This window comes from uncultured Sphingomonas sp., assembly GCF_913774285.1.
Lineage (GTDB): Bacteria > Pseudomonadota > Alphaproteobacteria > Sphingomonadales > Sphingomonadaceae > Sphingomonas.
Genome location: NZ_CAJYHX010000025.1, coordinates 56,402 through 72,342 on the forward strand (window position 1 = coordinate 56,402; position 15,941 = coordinate 72,342).

Here is a 15,941-nt window from a genome sequence, read left to right on the forward strand (position 1 = left end):
CGCGATCGGCTCAAAGCACCAGGGTCGCCCGCAAGTTCGCCCGCACGTCGCCCGCTCGGGTCGCGCCGAGCGTCTTCATCGCGACCCCGACATCGGCCGAGACCGCGACGTGCCGGCCCAGCGCCAAGTCCGCCCCCGCACCGGCGGCGCCGACCGGCCCGGCGGCACCGCCGCGCAGGCGGCCGGCATAGCCGCCGTCTACATACAGCCAGGGCTCCACCGCCGAAGCCCAGCGGCCGCGCCCGATCCGCAGCGGATCGAGCCGCAGTTCGTTCCGCAGCACCACACCGCGATCGAACGCGCCGTCGTCGAGCGTATAGGCGCGCACCTGACCCCGCCCGCCGATGCCCAGCATTTCGGTCTGCGGCAGCGCGACTCCGGCGAACTGCCAGTTCAGCTGGTGCACCAGACTGAAGCCCGGCAGCCGGGTACGCCGCGAGAGCAGGCCGTTTGCATAGGCGTAGCGCGCCGCCCCGAACTGGTGCTGCGAAGCGGCCTCGAACGCCGCGGCGCTATTGTACCGGTCGATTCCGCCGGGGCTGACATGCACGGCGATGTCGAGCGCCGTCGCGCCTTGCGCATCACTGGTCTGCAACGCATAGCCAGCGGTCACCTGGCCGACATGGAAACGCGACGTTGGCCGTACCAGCAGCGCACCGAACAGCAGGTCGCTGGCCTGTGTTTTCCAGTCGAGCCCCGCATAAACCTCGCCCCGCAGGCGCGACGCGACATTTGCCAGTGCGGTGCGGATGTTGAGGCCATATTCGCGGGTGTGCTGGCGGGCGTCGAACGCCTCGAACGGCTGGTTCGATCGGATGTCGCCGAAGCTCGCCTCCAGGCTGGTCCGCGGCGCGATCGCCGTCCAGACCCGTCCCGCCTGGCTCACATAGCGGCTGCTGCCGCCCGGCTGCGCGCCGAGCCCGGTCAGCCGCTGACCCGACGTGGTCAGCTGATAGCTGCCATAGCCGTCGCGCAGCCCCGGGATGCGGGCGAGCGCATAGAGGAAATAGCGGCCGATCCCCGTGTTCGGGCTGCCGGTATTGGCGTAACCGCCGCCGACCGCCCAAGGCCGCTCGCGCGTGGCGACATAGGTCACATCGGTAGTGCCGACGCGCTGCCCCGGCTCGAACACCGCCTCCACCCGGCGAAAGGGGTAGCGATTGAGCCAGTCGAGATCGTCGCTGAGCGCCTGCGCGTCGATCGCCGCGTCCGGCTGCTGGCGGATCGCCGCCGAGAGACGTGCCGCCTCGCCGGCGCCGACTCCGGAGATCCGCGCCTGACCCAGCCGGAACTGCGCGACCCGCAGCGTCAGCTGGCCCGAGGAAATCTCCTGCTCGGGTACCGAGACGTGGACAAACGGGCGACCATGCTCGCGATAGGTCTTGGCGATCGTTGCCTTGATCGCGCTGATCTCGCGCTGCGACAGGGGCCTGCCGATGAAGCGACGCAGCGGATCGGCGAGCCACGGCGCGTCCTCGATTCCCTTCAAACGGATACCGCTGTCGTCGGGCGCGGCCGCTGCGTCATCGGCGAGCAGCGTGATGCCGCGCAGCGTCACGCCCAGCGGCGTCGAGTCGGCGGCCGGGTCGATCTCCATCGGCGGCACGGGCCATGCCGGATCCGGCTGGATGACCGGCGCAGGGTTGCGCTCGATCACCTGCGCATGCGCCGCAAGGGGCAGCAAGATACAGGAAAGCGGTGCGAGCCCAACGAGCACGCGGGCGTTGGGCGCCAAGCGGCGCGCACGAGGAAGGGTCTGCACGGGTCAGTTCTGCCGTTTGAAGAAGATGCCGGGCCAAGGCCGCAGCGGGATAGGTCCGCCCGATCGCGCACCGTCGATTGCGTCCTCCACACCGCGCCAGACGCCTGTCGGCGCCGCATCGCCGGTCAACCGGATCGACAAGGGAGTCGCCTGGACATTCGGATCGCGGACGATCAGGCCAGTCGGGGCGTTCTGGTAGACGATCGCATAGTTGGACAGTCCCGGGCCCGACGCGTTCGTCACCGCGATCGCATAGGGGTCCGGATCATAGGGCGCTGCCGCACCGAAGCCCTCGCTCCACAGCGCAACCCCGTCCACCCGGTCGCCATTGACCAAGCCGATCGCTTGGAAGCCGATCCCGCTGGGATCCAGCGTCGTGCCCAGCACCTTGCTGCTGTCCTGCGCCTGGATGATCAGCGGGCGCGGCGTCACCGCCAGGTTCGCACCGGTGAAGCTGAGCGCGTAATTGCCTCCCGCACTCAGCGTGCCCTGACCGATCGCATAGCTGCCAACCGGGCTGGCAGGGGTCGCGCTGGTCCCGAGGGTACCGCGCAGCGTGTCGCCGTTGACCAGGCCTGCACCACCCAGGCTGTAGGTCAGCGCCGGAATGCTGTCGCCATAGACCATGGCGCGATCAATCGCAGTCACCGAGAGCGGCCGCGGCGTGACCGCAAGCGTCGCGCCGCCGAAGCGAAGCGCATAGTTCGGACCGGCACTCAGCGTGCCGAGCCCGATGGCATAGGTGCCGACGGGACTAGTCGCGCCCGCACTGGTACCCAGCGCACCGCGCAACGTGCCTTCCAGTGTATCACCATTGACCAGGCCGGCAGCGTCAACCGCATAGGTCAGCGTCGGCACGGCGTCGCCGTAGATCATGGAGCGATCGCCGGCCGTCACAGTGAGCGCACGAGGGGTGATCGACAGATTCGCGCCGACAAAGTTCAGCACGTAGTTGCTATCGACTGCCAGTGTCCCCTGCTCGATCGCATAGGTGCCTGCACCGCTCGCCGAGGTTGCGCGCGTGGCCGGCGCGCCGCGCAGCATGCCCTGCAGCGTATCGCCGTTGACCAGCGCCGCGCTGTCAACCGCATAGCCGAGCGTGGGCAGCGCATCGCCATAGACCATCGACCGCGCCTCCGCCGTCACGGTGAGCGGACGCGGGGTTACCGCCATCTGGCCGCCGACGAAGCTGAGCGTGTAGTTGCTGCTGGCGGCAAGCGTGCCTTGCTGGATCGCATAGCGGCCCACCGCGCTGGTCGGCGCGGCATCGGTCGCCAGTGCGCCCCCCAGCGTGTCGCCATTGGCCAGGCCTGCACCGCCCACGGCATAGGTCAGCGCCGGCAGCGCATCGCCATAGACCATGCTGCGGTCGTTCGCCGTCACGGTCAGCGGCCGCGGCGTCACTGCCAGCGTCGCGCCGGTGAAGTGCAGCGCGTAGTTCGAACCTGCAGTCAGGTCGCCCAGGCCGATCGCATAATTGCCGACCGCGCTCGTCGGGGTCGCGCTGGATCCCAGCGTGCCGGAGAGGATGTCGCCATGGACCAGACCCGCGCCGCCCAGCGTGTAGGTCAGCCCCGGCAGCGCATCGCCATAGACCATGGTGCGGTCGTTCGCAGTGACCGTCAGCGACCGCGGGGTGATCGACAGCGATCCGCCGGTGAAGCTCAGCGCATAGTTGGACCCGGCAGTCAGGGTGCCCTGGTCGATCACGTAGCTGCCGACGGCGCTGGTCGCGCCCGCGCCGGTCGTGAGCGTACCCGTCAACGCATCGCCGTTGACCAGCCCGGAGCCGCCTACCGCATAGCTGAGCGCCGGCAGACTGTCGCCATAGACCATGCTGCGGTCGTTCGCGATCACCGTCAGTGGCCGCGGCGTTACCGCCAGGGTCGCACCGGTGAAGCTCAGCGCATAGTTGGCGCTGGCAGCGAGCGTCCCCCGCCCGATTGCGTAGCTGCCGACCGCACTCGCCGGCCCGGCGCCGGTCGCCAGCGCGCCGCTCAGCGTGTCGCCATGGACCAGCCCTGCACCGCCCAGGCTGTAGGTCAGCGCAGGCGTGCTATCGCCATAGGTCATCGTGCGGTCGTTCGCGGTCACGGTCAGCGCGCGCGGCGTGACCGACAGCGTGCCGCCGGTGAAGCTCAGCGCATAGTTGGCGCCGCCGGTGAGCGAGCCCAGATCGATCGCATAGCTGCCGATCGGGCTGGTCGCGTCCGCGCTCGTCGCCAGCGCGCCGCTCAGCGTGTCGCCGTTGACCAGGCCTGCGCCGTCCAGCGCGTAGGTCAGCGCCGGGAGGGCATTGCCATAGACCATCGTCCGGTCGTCGGCGCGCACGGTCAGCGCCCGCGGGGTCACGGCAATGCTGCCGCCGAGCATGCTCAGCATGTAGTTCGCGCCGGCGCTCAGCGTACCGAGCCCGATCGCATAGGTGCCCACGCCCGTCGTGGCGCTGACATTCGGCGCCAGCGCTCCGGTCAGCGTGTCGCCATTGACCAGGCCCGCCCCGCCCAGCGTGTAGGCCATCGTCGGCACGGGCTCGCCATAGACCATCGTCCGGTCGGCGGCGGTAACCGTCAGCGCGCGCGGCGTGATCGACAAGGTCCCGCCAACGAAGCTGAGCGCATAGTTCGGATTGGCGCCGAGCGTGCCCTGCCCGATCGCATAGCTGCCAACGCCGCTCAGCGAGTTCGCACTCGTGGAAAGCGCGCCGCTCAGCGCATCGCCGTTGACCAGGCCCGCACCACCCAGATGATAGGTGAAGTTCGGCAGCACCTCGCCATAGATCATGGCAGCGTTCTCCGCCGTTACGGTCAGCGGGCGCGGCGTTACCGTGATATCGGCGCCGGTGAAGCGCAGCGTATAGTTGCTGCTCGCGCCCAGCGTGCCCGACGTGATGCCGTAGGTGCCGAGGCCGCTTGTCGCGCTGGCATTGGTCGACAGGGCGCCGGTGAGCGTATCGGTGCCGACCAGTCCGTCCCCGCCCAGGCGATAGGTCAGCGTCGGCACGGTGTCGCCATAGACCATCGTCAGGCCGTTCGCCGTCACGTCCAGCGTCCGCGGCATGATAGACAGGCTCGCCGTCGCCGCGGAATAGTCGATGTCGTAGCCCGACTGGGTCGAATAGAGGCCACCAGCGGCTTGCACCGTGTAGACGCCGACATCGACGCAGGCATTGGCGCCGCCCTGGCAGCTATAGACAAGGCTTCCTAATATCTTCGCGGAGTCGAGCGGCCGGCCGCCCGTCGCCCGGACCGCGGCCTGGAAACGCCCGGACTGGTTCGTCCCGTCGTACAGCACGCTGGCGGTCGTAGCGCCGGTAAGCGAAGCCGTCGCGGGCGTCAGGAACGCCTTCAGCAACGGCGCCGTGCTGCCTTCATAGATGCGCCAGACCTTGTCCTGGCCGCCGGTCGTGTCGATATCCCAGTGCTCATAGGAAAGGGCACGCAGAAGACCCTGGTCGGACAACCCACGCGCCTGCTGATCGAACGCGGACGAATCGCCGTTTGCAGAAGATCGGCCCGTGCCGGAGACGCTCCAGCGCACATCGACCAGATCGCCGCCACTGATCCCGGCGATGCCGCCCGCGCGGTTGCCCGGCTTCGCAACTACTTTCCCGGTTGCATAGGAGGTTTCGATCCGATCCGTCGAAAAACCGACAAGTCCTCCGACGATATCGTCACCCGTGACATTGCCGGTAGCATATGCATTCCGAATGGTGAGGGATCCCATGCCGTCCCCCCAGTTCGTGCCGACCAACCCGCCGACGCTACTGCCCGAGGCCGTGACTGCGCCGGTGGCATAGGCGATGTCGATCAGACCCTGGTTTTCGCCGACCAGTCCGCCCACTTCCGACCATGCGCTGGCGGTACCCGTCGCGAAGGAGCGTGTGATCGTGCCCTTATTTTGGCCGACCAGTCCGCCTATTTGTCTCGATCCTTTGACGGCACCCGTCGCGAAGGACCGTGTGATCGTGCCCTCGTTACTGCCGACAAGCCCGCCCGCTAACGGCGTCGAAAGGAAGTTGTATCGGGGGGCGATATAATATTCGTTTGCAATAACCGGGGCATCAGCGGAGGAATCCGTGATAACACCACCGTTCCTGCCCACCAGCCCGCCCACATAGTAGGCACCCCAAACTTCGGACGTGGCACTGTTGTGCGCATTGCTGATCCGTCCGTAATTCGTCCCGACCAGGCCGCCGACGTTATTATTGCCGATCGGATCGCCGGCGAACGATATGTTGCGGATGTCGCCGCTGTTGATCCCGACAAGCCCTCCGATGTCGCTGCCGTTGCCCGTCGCCACCGTCGATATGCCGACGATATTGGCGATCGAGCCGTTGTTCACGCCGGCCAAGCCGCCCATCACGCTGCTGCCCTTGGCCGACCAATCGTAGATCGAGATCTTGCCGAACACGAGGTTGCGCACCGCGCCGCTGCCGCTGATGGTGCCGATCAGCCCGACATTGCTGGCGTTCGTGGGCTGGATCGTCGCACTTTCGATCTTGTTGCCCAGACCATCGAGCGCGCCGCTGAGCAGAGCGACCGCTGAACTCGTACTGTTGAAATCCCCCAGGCCATGCGCGAGCGCATAGTTGCCGCTCGTGCCGCTGATCGCCTTTACGTCGTCCCAGGACCGAAGCAGCGTGTACGCGGAATCGTTGATGCTGAGCGTCTGTCCGCTCTGCCCGTCGGCGAAGCTGAGCGCGCGGCCGGAGCTGAAGCGGACCTCGCCGCCGGTGCCCCCCTGGTTGGTGCGCAGCACCACCGATCCGCCGCCGTTGACGGCGATGTCGGCATTCACCGAAATGCCGTGATAGGCGTTGAGCGTGAGCGTCGCTCCGGTGTTCCACGCCAGGCCGGCGTTGATCAGGATGTCGCCCGCGCCGCTCGCATCGCCGTTGCCATAGGCGCTGGCGCCGTTCGCGCCGGTGGTGAGCGTCACCCCGGTATTGGCGCCCAGCGTGGCGTTGATCGTCGCCGCCGCCGCCGCGTCCACGACCAGGTCCTCGGGATCGACCAGCCAGGTGCCGCCCGCGGCGTCGATCGTCGAGGCGCCGATGCGGAGCCGCGCGCCCGAGGTCTCGATCGCGCCCGCCGATCCGCCCGCACCTTGCGCGCGGATCGTTCCCGCCACCTCGGTGCTGCCGGCGTCGCTGACCAGCCAGACCTTGCCGTCGCCGCGGCGGACGCCGGTGGCGTTGATCGTGCCGGCGCTGTTGCCCGCCAGTGCATAGACATTGCCCTGCTGCGCGCGCAGTTCGACATTGGCGGCGGCGATCGTCCCGCCATTGGCCGCGCTGGTCTGGGCATCGCCATAGAGGACCGAGAACAGCCCGCCGCCATCATGCGCGGCATCGCGGAGCAGCACCTTGCTGCCGGCGATCATGCCCACGGTGCCGTTCGCGGCCGAAAGGCTGCCTTGATTTTCCACCACCGCGCCGATCAGCGCGACGTTGCCGCCGAGTGCGCCTACCTTGCCGAGATTGACAACCTGCGCCCGCGACGTTCCCGTGAAGGCGAGGTTGCCGCCGGCGAGGAACGCGGCATTCGGCACGTCCAGCGTCGAGGCGATGAAACTGCCGCCGGTCTCGACGACCCCGTGCGCGCCGATAACGACGCCGTTGGGATTGACCAGATATACCGATCCGGTCGCCCGAAGCACCCCGTCGATCGACGACACCGCGCTCCCCGTCACGCGGTTGAGCGTCGCGCCCGAGCCGTTCTCGATCAGCACGCTTGCCTTCTCGCCGATCGAGAAACTGGTCCAGTCGATGATCGCACGGTCGCTGCTCTGGCGGATCGTCATCGAACCGCCGGCCTCGCCGATCGCCGCCTGGCCCGCCACGACGCTGCCCCCGCCCGGCAGCGTCGTCTGCGCCTGTGCGGCGAGCGGCATCCCCCCGCCGAGGATCGTCGCGCCGAGCAGCAGGCGGCGGAGGCGGCGCCCCCCGTTTCGGTGCAGGATTGCCCTGCGGGATCCGGCAAGGGCGGCGCGGCGGCGCGTCAACATGGTCTCTACTCGCTCACGAATGGAAATGGCGTGCGACGCGCAGCCGCACCGGCACCGAAGGTTCAGGAAGGTGGCTGACGGCGCATTGGCCGACGATGGCGCGCACGACCCCGGTACGCGCAGCGCCATCGTCGACACCCCTGTTGGCCGGCGCAGCGTCGCCCTTCCCCCGAAAGGCCACGCCGTGTCCCCCGCTCGGCATCATGCCCCCCATGATCCCCTCCGAATGCTCACGCGGCAGGCCCCGTCGCGCGGCGAGGGTCAAGATCGTCCACCGCATTTGAGACGCGGTGGAAGGAGATTGAGATGTTTTGCAGCATCGGGGGAGCCGCCAGCGCGGCGACGCCCCCCGCCTGCCACCTGGTCGGGGATTTACGCCAGGAAGGCGAGCGACAAGGGAATCGATCTCAAGATCTGCCGACAGATCGTCGAGGACCGTGGCGGCTCGACCTTCCGCATTTGCCTACGGATCGACGTGTGCCGCGAACCGCGGTGGGCGATCAGCGCGCCGCCGCCAGATCCGGATATCGTTCGAGCAGCGCGCTGGTCACGCCGTTCGTCCAGCCGAAGCCATCCTGCAGCGGATATTCGCCGCCGCCGCCGGGCACCTGCTCCTCGACATCATATTTCTCGAGCATCTTGCCGGTCGCGCGATAGGCGCGGTCGACCGTCGTCAGCCAGCGCCCGGCAATGTCCTTCGCCAGATCGCGCTGGCCATAGCCGGCCAGCCCGTCGATCGCGACCCATTGCAGCGGCGCCCAGCCATTGGGGGTATCCCATTGCTGGCCCGTCCGGTTGCCCGTGGTGCGCAGCCCGCCGGGGGCGACCAGCTTGGCGCGCACGGTCGTGGCGACGGCACTCGCCTGCTCGGGGCTTGCCACGCCGACGAAGAGCGGGAACAGGGTCGCGGCCGAAAGTACCGGTGTCGCCTGCTGACGGCTCCAGTCGTAATCGGCGTAGCGCTGCTCTGGCGCCAGCCAGAGATAGGTGTCGATCGCCTTGCGCCGCTGGGCCGCGCGGCGGGTGAAGTCGGCCGCGCAGTCCGCATCGGCCAGCGTCGCGCAGCGCTGTGCGATCCCGCGCTCCACCGCCCAGAGCAGGCTGTTGAGGTCGATCGGCACGATGTCCGTCGTGTGCACCGTCGCCAGCGTCTTACCGTCGGCCAGCCAGCGCGAACTATAGTCCCAGCCGCTTTCCGCCCCGGCGCGCAGGTCGCGATAGACCGCGGTGAGCGGGCGGCCCGCCGCGGCCTTGGCGGTGTTCACATCCTCGCGATAGCTTTCGTCGCGCGGCGTCTCGCGCGCGTCCCAATAGCGGTTCAGCAGGCTGCCATCGGCCATGCGCACGACATGCTCGCAGGCCGGTTGTGCCGCCGTGATGCAGCCCGCCCCGCGCATCCAATAGCCATATTCGCTCCGGAGTGCCGCCAGCCGGCTGCGCAGCACCACCGGATCGCGTGCGTCCGAGAGGTCGAGCATCAGCGCAAAGAAGGGCGGCTGCGAGCGGCTGAGATAATAGCTGCGGGTGCCGTTGGGGATATGGCCGTAGCGCTGGATCAGGCTCACGAAGTTGTCAAGCATGTGCTCGACCATCGCCTGCTGGCCGTCGACCTTGAGGCCCAGCATGGTGAAATAGCTGTCCCAGTAATAGATCTCGCGGAAACGCCCGCCGGGTACGACATAGGGCGCCGGCAGCAGCAACGCCGAGCTGCCCGGCTGAGGGCTAAGCGCCGGGCGCGACAGCACCGGCCACAGCGCCTGGACATGCGCGCGCAGGCCAAGCTTCTCCTGCGGCGCCGGCGCACCGTTGCCTTGCGCGGGCAGGGTGAAATGGGCCTCCACGAATGCCTTCAGCGCCTCGCGCGTCTTCGGCTTCGCCTTGCGGTATGCCGCCAGGATCGCCGCCGGATCCTCCTTCGGCACCGCATCGACGAAGGTCTTCCCGTCCGAAAACACCTGCGCCATCTGCACCGCATCGAACAGCGGGCCGAACAGCTGCGCCGGGCTTTGCGGCTCGGGATCGGTCGCGGCGACGCACAGCAGGGCGGCGAGCGGGAGCAGGCGGCGGATCATCGGGTCATCCTCATCGGGCGCACAACGCACGAGGCCGGCCGAGCGCTACGCCCGGCCGGCCCCTCGGGGGTGTTCAGAAGTGGTAGGCGGCGCTGAACAATGCCGAGCGGCCCAGGATCGGCCGCGCGAGGATCACCCCGCTTCCCTGCGATCCGATCGTGCGCGGATTGCCCTCGGTCAGTCCGATCGTGTTGGTGATATTATCGACCGAGGCCTGCAGCGTGATCCGCTTGGTCACATCCACCGTCAGCCCCGCGTCCCATTTGTAATAGTTGGGCAGCAGCTGGGCGTTCTGCACGTCGGAGAAGCGGTCGCCGATATAGGTGGCCGAGGTGAACAGCGTCGCCTTGCTCTCCGAGCCGAACTCGACCGAATAGGCCGGCGAGACGCGCCACTGCCATTTGGGCTGGCGCTGCACCCGGTTGCCGGTGAGGTTCGTCGCGCCATTGTCGGTGAAGAAATCGCGATACTTGCTGTCGAGGTACGTGCCCGAAAAGCCGATGGTGAAGTTGCGCACCGGGCGCAGCTCGCCTTCCAGCTCGACGCCGGTGGCCTTGGCGCCGCCGATCGAGGCGATCGGCGCGCCGCTGGTGATCACCGTGGTGGCGAGGCCGTTGAAGTCGTTGTGGAACACGGTGACATAGGCGCTCGCCAGATCGGTCGAGACCTTCAGCCCGCCTTCATAGGTATCGACGCGCGGCGCCACGGTGATGCCGTCGCGGAGGTTGTCGAAGAAGGGGAAGCTGTTGCCCCGGCTGTAGCGCAGGAACAGGCCGATCGAGCGGGTGAAATCGTAGTTCGCACCCGCCGTCCACGACCATTTCTCGCCGCGATAGCGGATCGTCGAGAAGGTGCCGTTCAGCACCGCGTCGCCATTGTCGTAGAGCGTGTTCGGATTGCCATCAAGACCGCCGGCCGGCGCGGTGCCGTTATTCTCCAGCGTTCCGTCGACCGAATGGTGCTGGTAGCGCAGGCCCGCATCGAGGCGGAGCTGGTCGTTCACCTGCAGCTCGTCCACCGCATAGACCGCCGCGTCCTTGCCGTCATAATCGGCGTTGACGTTGAAGGTGGAGCCGCTGGTGAAGCCATTGCGCGTGACGATGCGGCCATCGGCCAGCGTCAGGTTCAGGCGGCGCGCATTGGGCTCGGCGGTGAGCAGCTGGCTGTTGCCGAGGTTCCACAGGTCACGCGAGGAATAGGCGGCGTAATAGACGCCAGCGGTGAAGGTGTTGCCGCCCTTCTTCCATTCGAGCGCGAGATCGTTGGAGAAATTCTCGATGCGCTTCTGCACGCGCCACAGCCCGGCCTCGACGACCTGGGTGGTGCCGGGCACCGCCTGTCCGCCGTTCACGAAGGTCAGGCTGCCGATCGTGCCGCCCCTGCTCGCCGCATAGGCGGAGGCGCTCTGCGGCGGCGTGCCGCCGGGGACGAGGCCGGTGGTGTTGGCATCGCCCTTCAGCCAGCTCAGGCGGTCGCGCAGCTTGAAGCCGTCGCCCAGGCGATATTCGAAATTGCCGCCGAGATTGACCACGTCCGCCCCGCGCCCGTCGGCCAGGTCGACGCGGGTGCCGTCGTTGAGCACGCCCAGCCGCGTCTCGCCGCCAGCCAATGTGCCGGTGCCGGCATCGAAGCTGCCATATTGGCTGATCTTCTTGCCGTTCTGCACCACCGGGATCGGCAGCAGCCACTGGCCGCGATCGTTGAGGTAACGGCCGAACACCAGCACCGAGCCGTTATCGAAATCATGCCGGACATTGGCGGTGATCTGTCCGCCCTTCTCGGCGGTGAAGTGCGGATTGCGCACGCCGTTGCCTGCCGAATAATAGCCGCCGACCATATAGGTCGTGCCCTCGCCGATCGGCCCGGAGAGATAGCCGTCGGCGCGCACGTCGCCATAGCTGGCGACGCCGAGCTTGAGCAGATTGTCCGGCGTCGACCCGCCCTCGCGCTGGACGAAGTTGATCGTCAGGCCCGGCTGGCCCGACGAAAACAGCGCGCCGGTGCCGCCGCGCACCGCCTCCACCCGCTTGAGCGTCGAGTCGATTCGGATGAGCTGCGAGTTTTCGAGAAAGGAAAGCGTCGGCGGCGAGAAGATCGGTACGCCTTCGGACTGGATGGTCACATATTCGGCGTCGCCGCCCGAGGGGTAGCCGCGCACGAAAATATTGGCGCCGTTCTTGCCGCCCGAACTCTCCACGCTGATGCCCGGCACGACGCGCAGCACTTCGGCGGTGCTGGCGGGTGCCAGCCGCGCGATCGCGGCATCGTTGATCGTGGTGACGGCGAAGGACGCGTCCTGGCGGCGGGTGCCCGCGCCGGCGGTGCCGGTCACGACGATTTCGGGGTCGTTGGCGGCAGGCTCTTCCTGCGGGTCCGCCGCTGCGACCTGCGCTTGCCTGGCCCGCACGGCGGGTGCCGCCGGCGCTCCCTCGGTGCCGCCGCCCTCGACGACGAAGGTGCCGCTGGCAGTGGTGCGATAGCGCAGGCCGCTGCCGGCGAGCAGCATCGTCAGCGCGCGGTCGACGCCGTAGCGGCCGCGCAGTTCGGGCGCGCGCTTGCCGCGGACGAGGTCGGGCGCGAAGAGGATCTGGCGGCCGCTCTGCCGCGCGAATTCGGTGAGCGCGGCGCCGAGATCGCGGCTGCCGATCGCCAGGCTGACGGTGGGTTCGGCCGCTGGCGCGGCGAGCGCGGGCGTGAGGGCGCAGGCGGCGGCGCCGGCCAGCGCCAGGCTGCGGACGAGCGTGGAAAGGGGTCGGGGCATCAGGATCCTCCCAAATCGGTTCACGAGGCGCCGTCTTCTGCAGCGCTTCTACCCCCCATGACGCAGCCGATCCGAAAACCCGAACCGGCCCGCAGAAAAATTTCAGCGGCGGCTGGAAAGCTCGATCGTGCCGTCGCTGCGCGTAACTGCCTGCACCGGGAAGCTGGTCTCCAGCGCCTCGGCAAAGGTCGCGCTCTCGCCGGTGCGGAAGGCGCCGCTGACCCGCACGGCGCCCGCCCGGGCATCCTTCACCACCAGCGCATGCGGCGCGTAGCGGTTGAGTTCGGCGACGGCCTCGGCGAGCGGCGTGTCGGCGAACACCACCAGCCCCTCGCGCCACGCCTCGATCTGACGGGCATCGCCGCCATGGCGAAGCGTCAGACTGTCGCCGCGCGCAACCAGCAGGTCGTTGGGCGCCATCGCCACCTTGCCGACGGTCACCTTGCCCTCGACCAGCAGCACGGTGGTCCGGTCCGCATCGAGCCGCACGTCGAAGGCAGTGCCGTGCGCGATCACGTCATGCGCGCCGGCGGTGACGCGGAACGGCCGCGGCTGGCCCTTGGCGACCTCGAACCAAGCCTGGCCGCGCTCCAGGATCAAGTGGCGCTCGCTCGGGGTGTAGGCGACGCGAACCGACGTAGCGGTGTTGAGCGTCAGGCGCGAGCCGTCGTCCAGCATCATCGACAGCCGTTGGCCGACGCCGGTGCTGAATAGCCTGGTCTGCGCGACGTCGGTGCTGGCCGGGGCTCGATGCTCGGCGGCATACCAGCCGGCCAGCGGCAGCGCGACCAGCGCGAGTGCGGCGAGTGCCGCTCCTGCCTTTTGTTTCCGCGCCGCCGATCGCGCGCGATTCACCGCAATTCGCGTTGCCGTGGTCTGCCGCAGGGCCAGCAGTTCGGGATGGGCGGCGAGCGCACGGGCGCAGTCGTGCGCCGCCTCGACCCGGGCGAATGCCTCGGCATGGGCGGGGTCGGCCGCCTGCCAGCGCTCGAACGCCTCGGGCGGCGCGGCATCGGGGGTGCGCGCGAGCCGCTCGTGCCAGCGCGCCGCCTCGGTCGCGATCGTCGTCGTGGCGGTTGAGTCAGTCTTCACGCCACGCCTCCAATGCCGTGGTCACATGCGCCATCGCACGCGCCACATGTTTCTCCGTCGCCCGGGTCGAGATGCCGACCAGCCGGGCGATGTCGCCGATCTTCAGCCCTTCGAGCACGCGCAGTACGAAGATGTCGCGGGTGCGTTCGGGCAGTTCAAGCAGGGCGTCGCGGAGCCGGAGCACCGCTTCCCTACCCTCCAAGACGCGCTGGGCCGTGAAATCCGAACCGGGATGCGCCTCGTCATCCCAGCTTTCGTGTACGCCGCCGCGCGCGGCGTCGCGGCGGGCGCGGTCGCGCAGCGCATTGGCGGCGGTGACGAACAGGAAGCGGTCGGGTTCATCGATTGCGCTGGGATCGGGCATGCGGCTGAGCTTGAGGAACACGTCCTGCACCAAATCGGGCACATCGTCCCGCACCGTTACCCGACGCTCGAAGAACCGCGCCAGCGGCCGGGCGTAGCGACGCGCGAGCTGGTCCAGCAACGCGCCGCGTTCGCCCTGCGCTCCCCTCCTCTTGTCCGGCCGCATCCTTGTCGTGCTCCCTGGCCCGCGCTTGTGCGCGCCCGCGGCCCGCAAGACAAGGGTGCGGCGCTAGTGGCGCAAGCGGCTCAGCCGGCGCCGGATCGGCATGTCCCAGAACCGCAGTGCCGCCAGCGCGAAGCACAGGGTGAACAGGTAGAGGACGACCGCGACGACGACGGTCCGTCCGCTCGATGCCGGCGCGGTCACGACCCAATTCATGTAGACGTACACGAACGGATAATGAGTGATGTACAGCGGATAGGAAATCCGCCCGGCAAGCTTGCACAGCCGCACCGTCGCCGGGCTGCCGGAGGAATGGCGGCCCGCCATCAGGATCAGCGGAAACAGCAGGAGGACGCAGGCCGCCTGATAGACGCCGTTCAGCTTCACCCCGCCCATTTCCGGCAGCACCGGTGCGGCGAAGGCAAGGACGAGCACCAGGCTGAGCGGCAGGAAGCCCAGGCGAATGGGCGGCAGGCGATCGCGGAGGCGGTACAGCAGCAGGCCGGCCAGGAAGGGATAGGCCAGCCGCACCGGCGCGCCCCAGAAATTGTCGAGCCCCCAGCCGGTGTCATAGGAGCCGAGCGTCAGCGCCGTCGTCGCCGAGACGATCGCGGCCAGCCCGGTCAGCACGGCCAGCGATCGCACCCCCAGGCGGCGCAGCACCAGCGCATAGGCGAGGTTGGCGATATATTCCTGCAGCAGGGTCCAGGCGGGCGCGTTGAGCGGGTGGCTGTCGCCCAGGCGGTTCGGGAGCGGCGCCGAAGGCAGCGCCAGCAGCGCCGCGACGAAAGCCAGCGCAACCACCCAGGCGGACGCGTGCTGGCGATCACCGGCGAAGGGGTCGGCGAGATAGCTCACCAGCCCCAGCAGCGCGCCAAGCACGACCAGCGGGTGCAGCCGCACCAGCCGGCGGGCGAGGAAGCTCCGCACCGTCATCCTGCCCCAGCGATCGTCATAGGCATAGCCGACGACGAAGCCAGACAGGGCGAAGAAGAAGTCTACGGCCAGATAGGCATGGGGCAGCAACAGCCGATCCGCTTGGAACAGCACCGTGATGCCCTGGATGTGGAAGGCGACCACGAGCAGCGCGGCGGTGCCGCGCAACCCGTCGAGCACCTCGAAATGCGTCTTTCCGGCGCTGGTGGCGTCGGGCACGACCGGCTGATTCATCGCCCGACCGGCCGAGCGGGATTGCCCATAACGGTGGTGCGCGGCGCGACATCGCGCGTGACCACCGCCCCCGCGCCGATGATCGCGTCATTGCCTACCGTCACCCCCGGCAGGATCAGCGCGCCGCCACCGATCCACACATTGGCGCCAATGCGGATCGGTCGGCCGAACTCCAGCCCCTGCGCGCGCTGCGCCGGATCGCGCGGGTGATCTGCGGTGAGGATCTGCACCCCCGGCCCGATCTGGGTGCCCGCGCCGATCTCCACGCGCACCACATCGAGGATGACACAGCCGAAGTTGAGGAACACGCGGGCCCCGAGATGGATGTTGGCCCCATAGTCGCAATGAAAGGGCGGCCGCACCACCGCGCCTTCGCCCACCTGGCCCAGCCCCTCGACCAGCAATGCGTGCCGGTCGGCCGCGTCCCAGGCAAGCGACGCATTGTAGCGCGCCATCCAGGCCGCCGCGCGCGCGGCATCGGCGGCAATCTCGGGATCGTCGGCGGTGTAAAGCGCGCCGGCGAGCATCCGTTCTTTCTGTGACGCCATG

The 15,941-nt window shown here is 68.6% G+C and carries 9 protein-coding genes; all 9 read right to left on the reverse strand.

Annotated elements, in window-relative coordinates; all coding sequences use genetic code 11:
- Positions 1-10: 10 nt before the first annotated feature.
- Positions 11-1,684, reverse strand: coding sequence for a ShlB/FhaC/HecB family hemolysin secretion/activation protein (locus QZ670_RS12210; protein ID WP_294255685.1), 1,674 nt, complete (start codon positions 1,682-1,684; stop codon positions 11-13).
- Between the two features lie 81 nt (positions 1,685-1,765).
- Entirely contained in the window at positions 1,766-7,771 is a 6,006-nt protein-coding gene (locus QZ670_RS12215; protein WP_294255687.1) for an MBG domain-containing protein, read from the reverse strand.
- A 13-nt stretch (positions 7,772-7,784) separates the two neighbouring features.
- Complete coding sequence (locus QZ670_RS12220; protein WP_294255689.1) at positions 7,785-7,952, reverse strand: hypothetical protein; 168 nt, start codon at positions 7,950-7,952, stop codon at positions 7,785-7,787.
- A 319-nt stretch (positions 7,953-8,271) separates the two neighbouring features.
- Entirely contained in the window at positions 8,272-9,843 is a 1,572-nt protein-coding gene (gene treF, locus QZ670_RS12225) for an alpha,alpha-trehalase TreF (protein ID WP_294255691.1), read from the reverse strand.
- 73 nt (positions 9,844-9,916) lie between these two features.
- On the reverse strand, positions 9,917-12,604 hold the full coding sequence (locus QZ670_RS12230; RefSeq protein ID WP_294255694.1) for a TonB-dependent receptor: 2,688 nt from the start codon (positions 12,602-12,604) through the stop codon (positions 9,917-9,919).
- Between the two features lie 102 nt (positions 12,605-12,706).
- Positions 12,707-13,696, reverse strand: coding sequence for a FecR domain-containing protein (locus tag QZ670_RS12235; RefSeq protein WP_294255696.1), 990 nt, complete (start codon positions 13,694-13,696; stop codon positions 12,707-12,709).
- The gene (locus QZ670_RS12240) at positions 13,686-14,225 is read right to left on the reverse strand and encodes an RNA polymerase sigma factor (RefSeq protein ID WP_294255699.1); all 540 of its coding nucleotides are present in this window, start codon (positions 14,223-14,225) and stop codon (positions 13,686-13,688) included. The genes QZ670_RS12235 and QZ670_RS12240 overlap by 11 nt, the downstream gene beginning before the upstream one ends.
- A gap of 63 nt (positions 14,226-14,288) precedes the next feature.
- A complete protein-coding gene (locus QZ670_RS12245; protein ID WP_294255702.1) occupies positions 14,289-15,392 on the reverse strand; it encodes an acyltransferase in 1,104 nt (367 codons plus the stop codon).
- Positions 15,389-15,940 (reverse strand): sugar O-acetyltransferase, encoded by a 552-nt coding sequence (locus tag QZ670_RS12250; RefSeq protein WP_294255704.1) that lies wholly within the window; start codon positions 15,938-15,940, stop codon positions 15,389-15,391. Before QZ670_RS12250 ends, QZ670_RS12245 begins: the two co-directional genes overlap by 4 nt.
- Position 15,941: the final 1 nt, after the last annotated feature.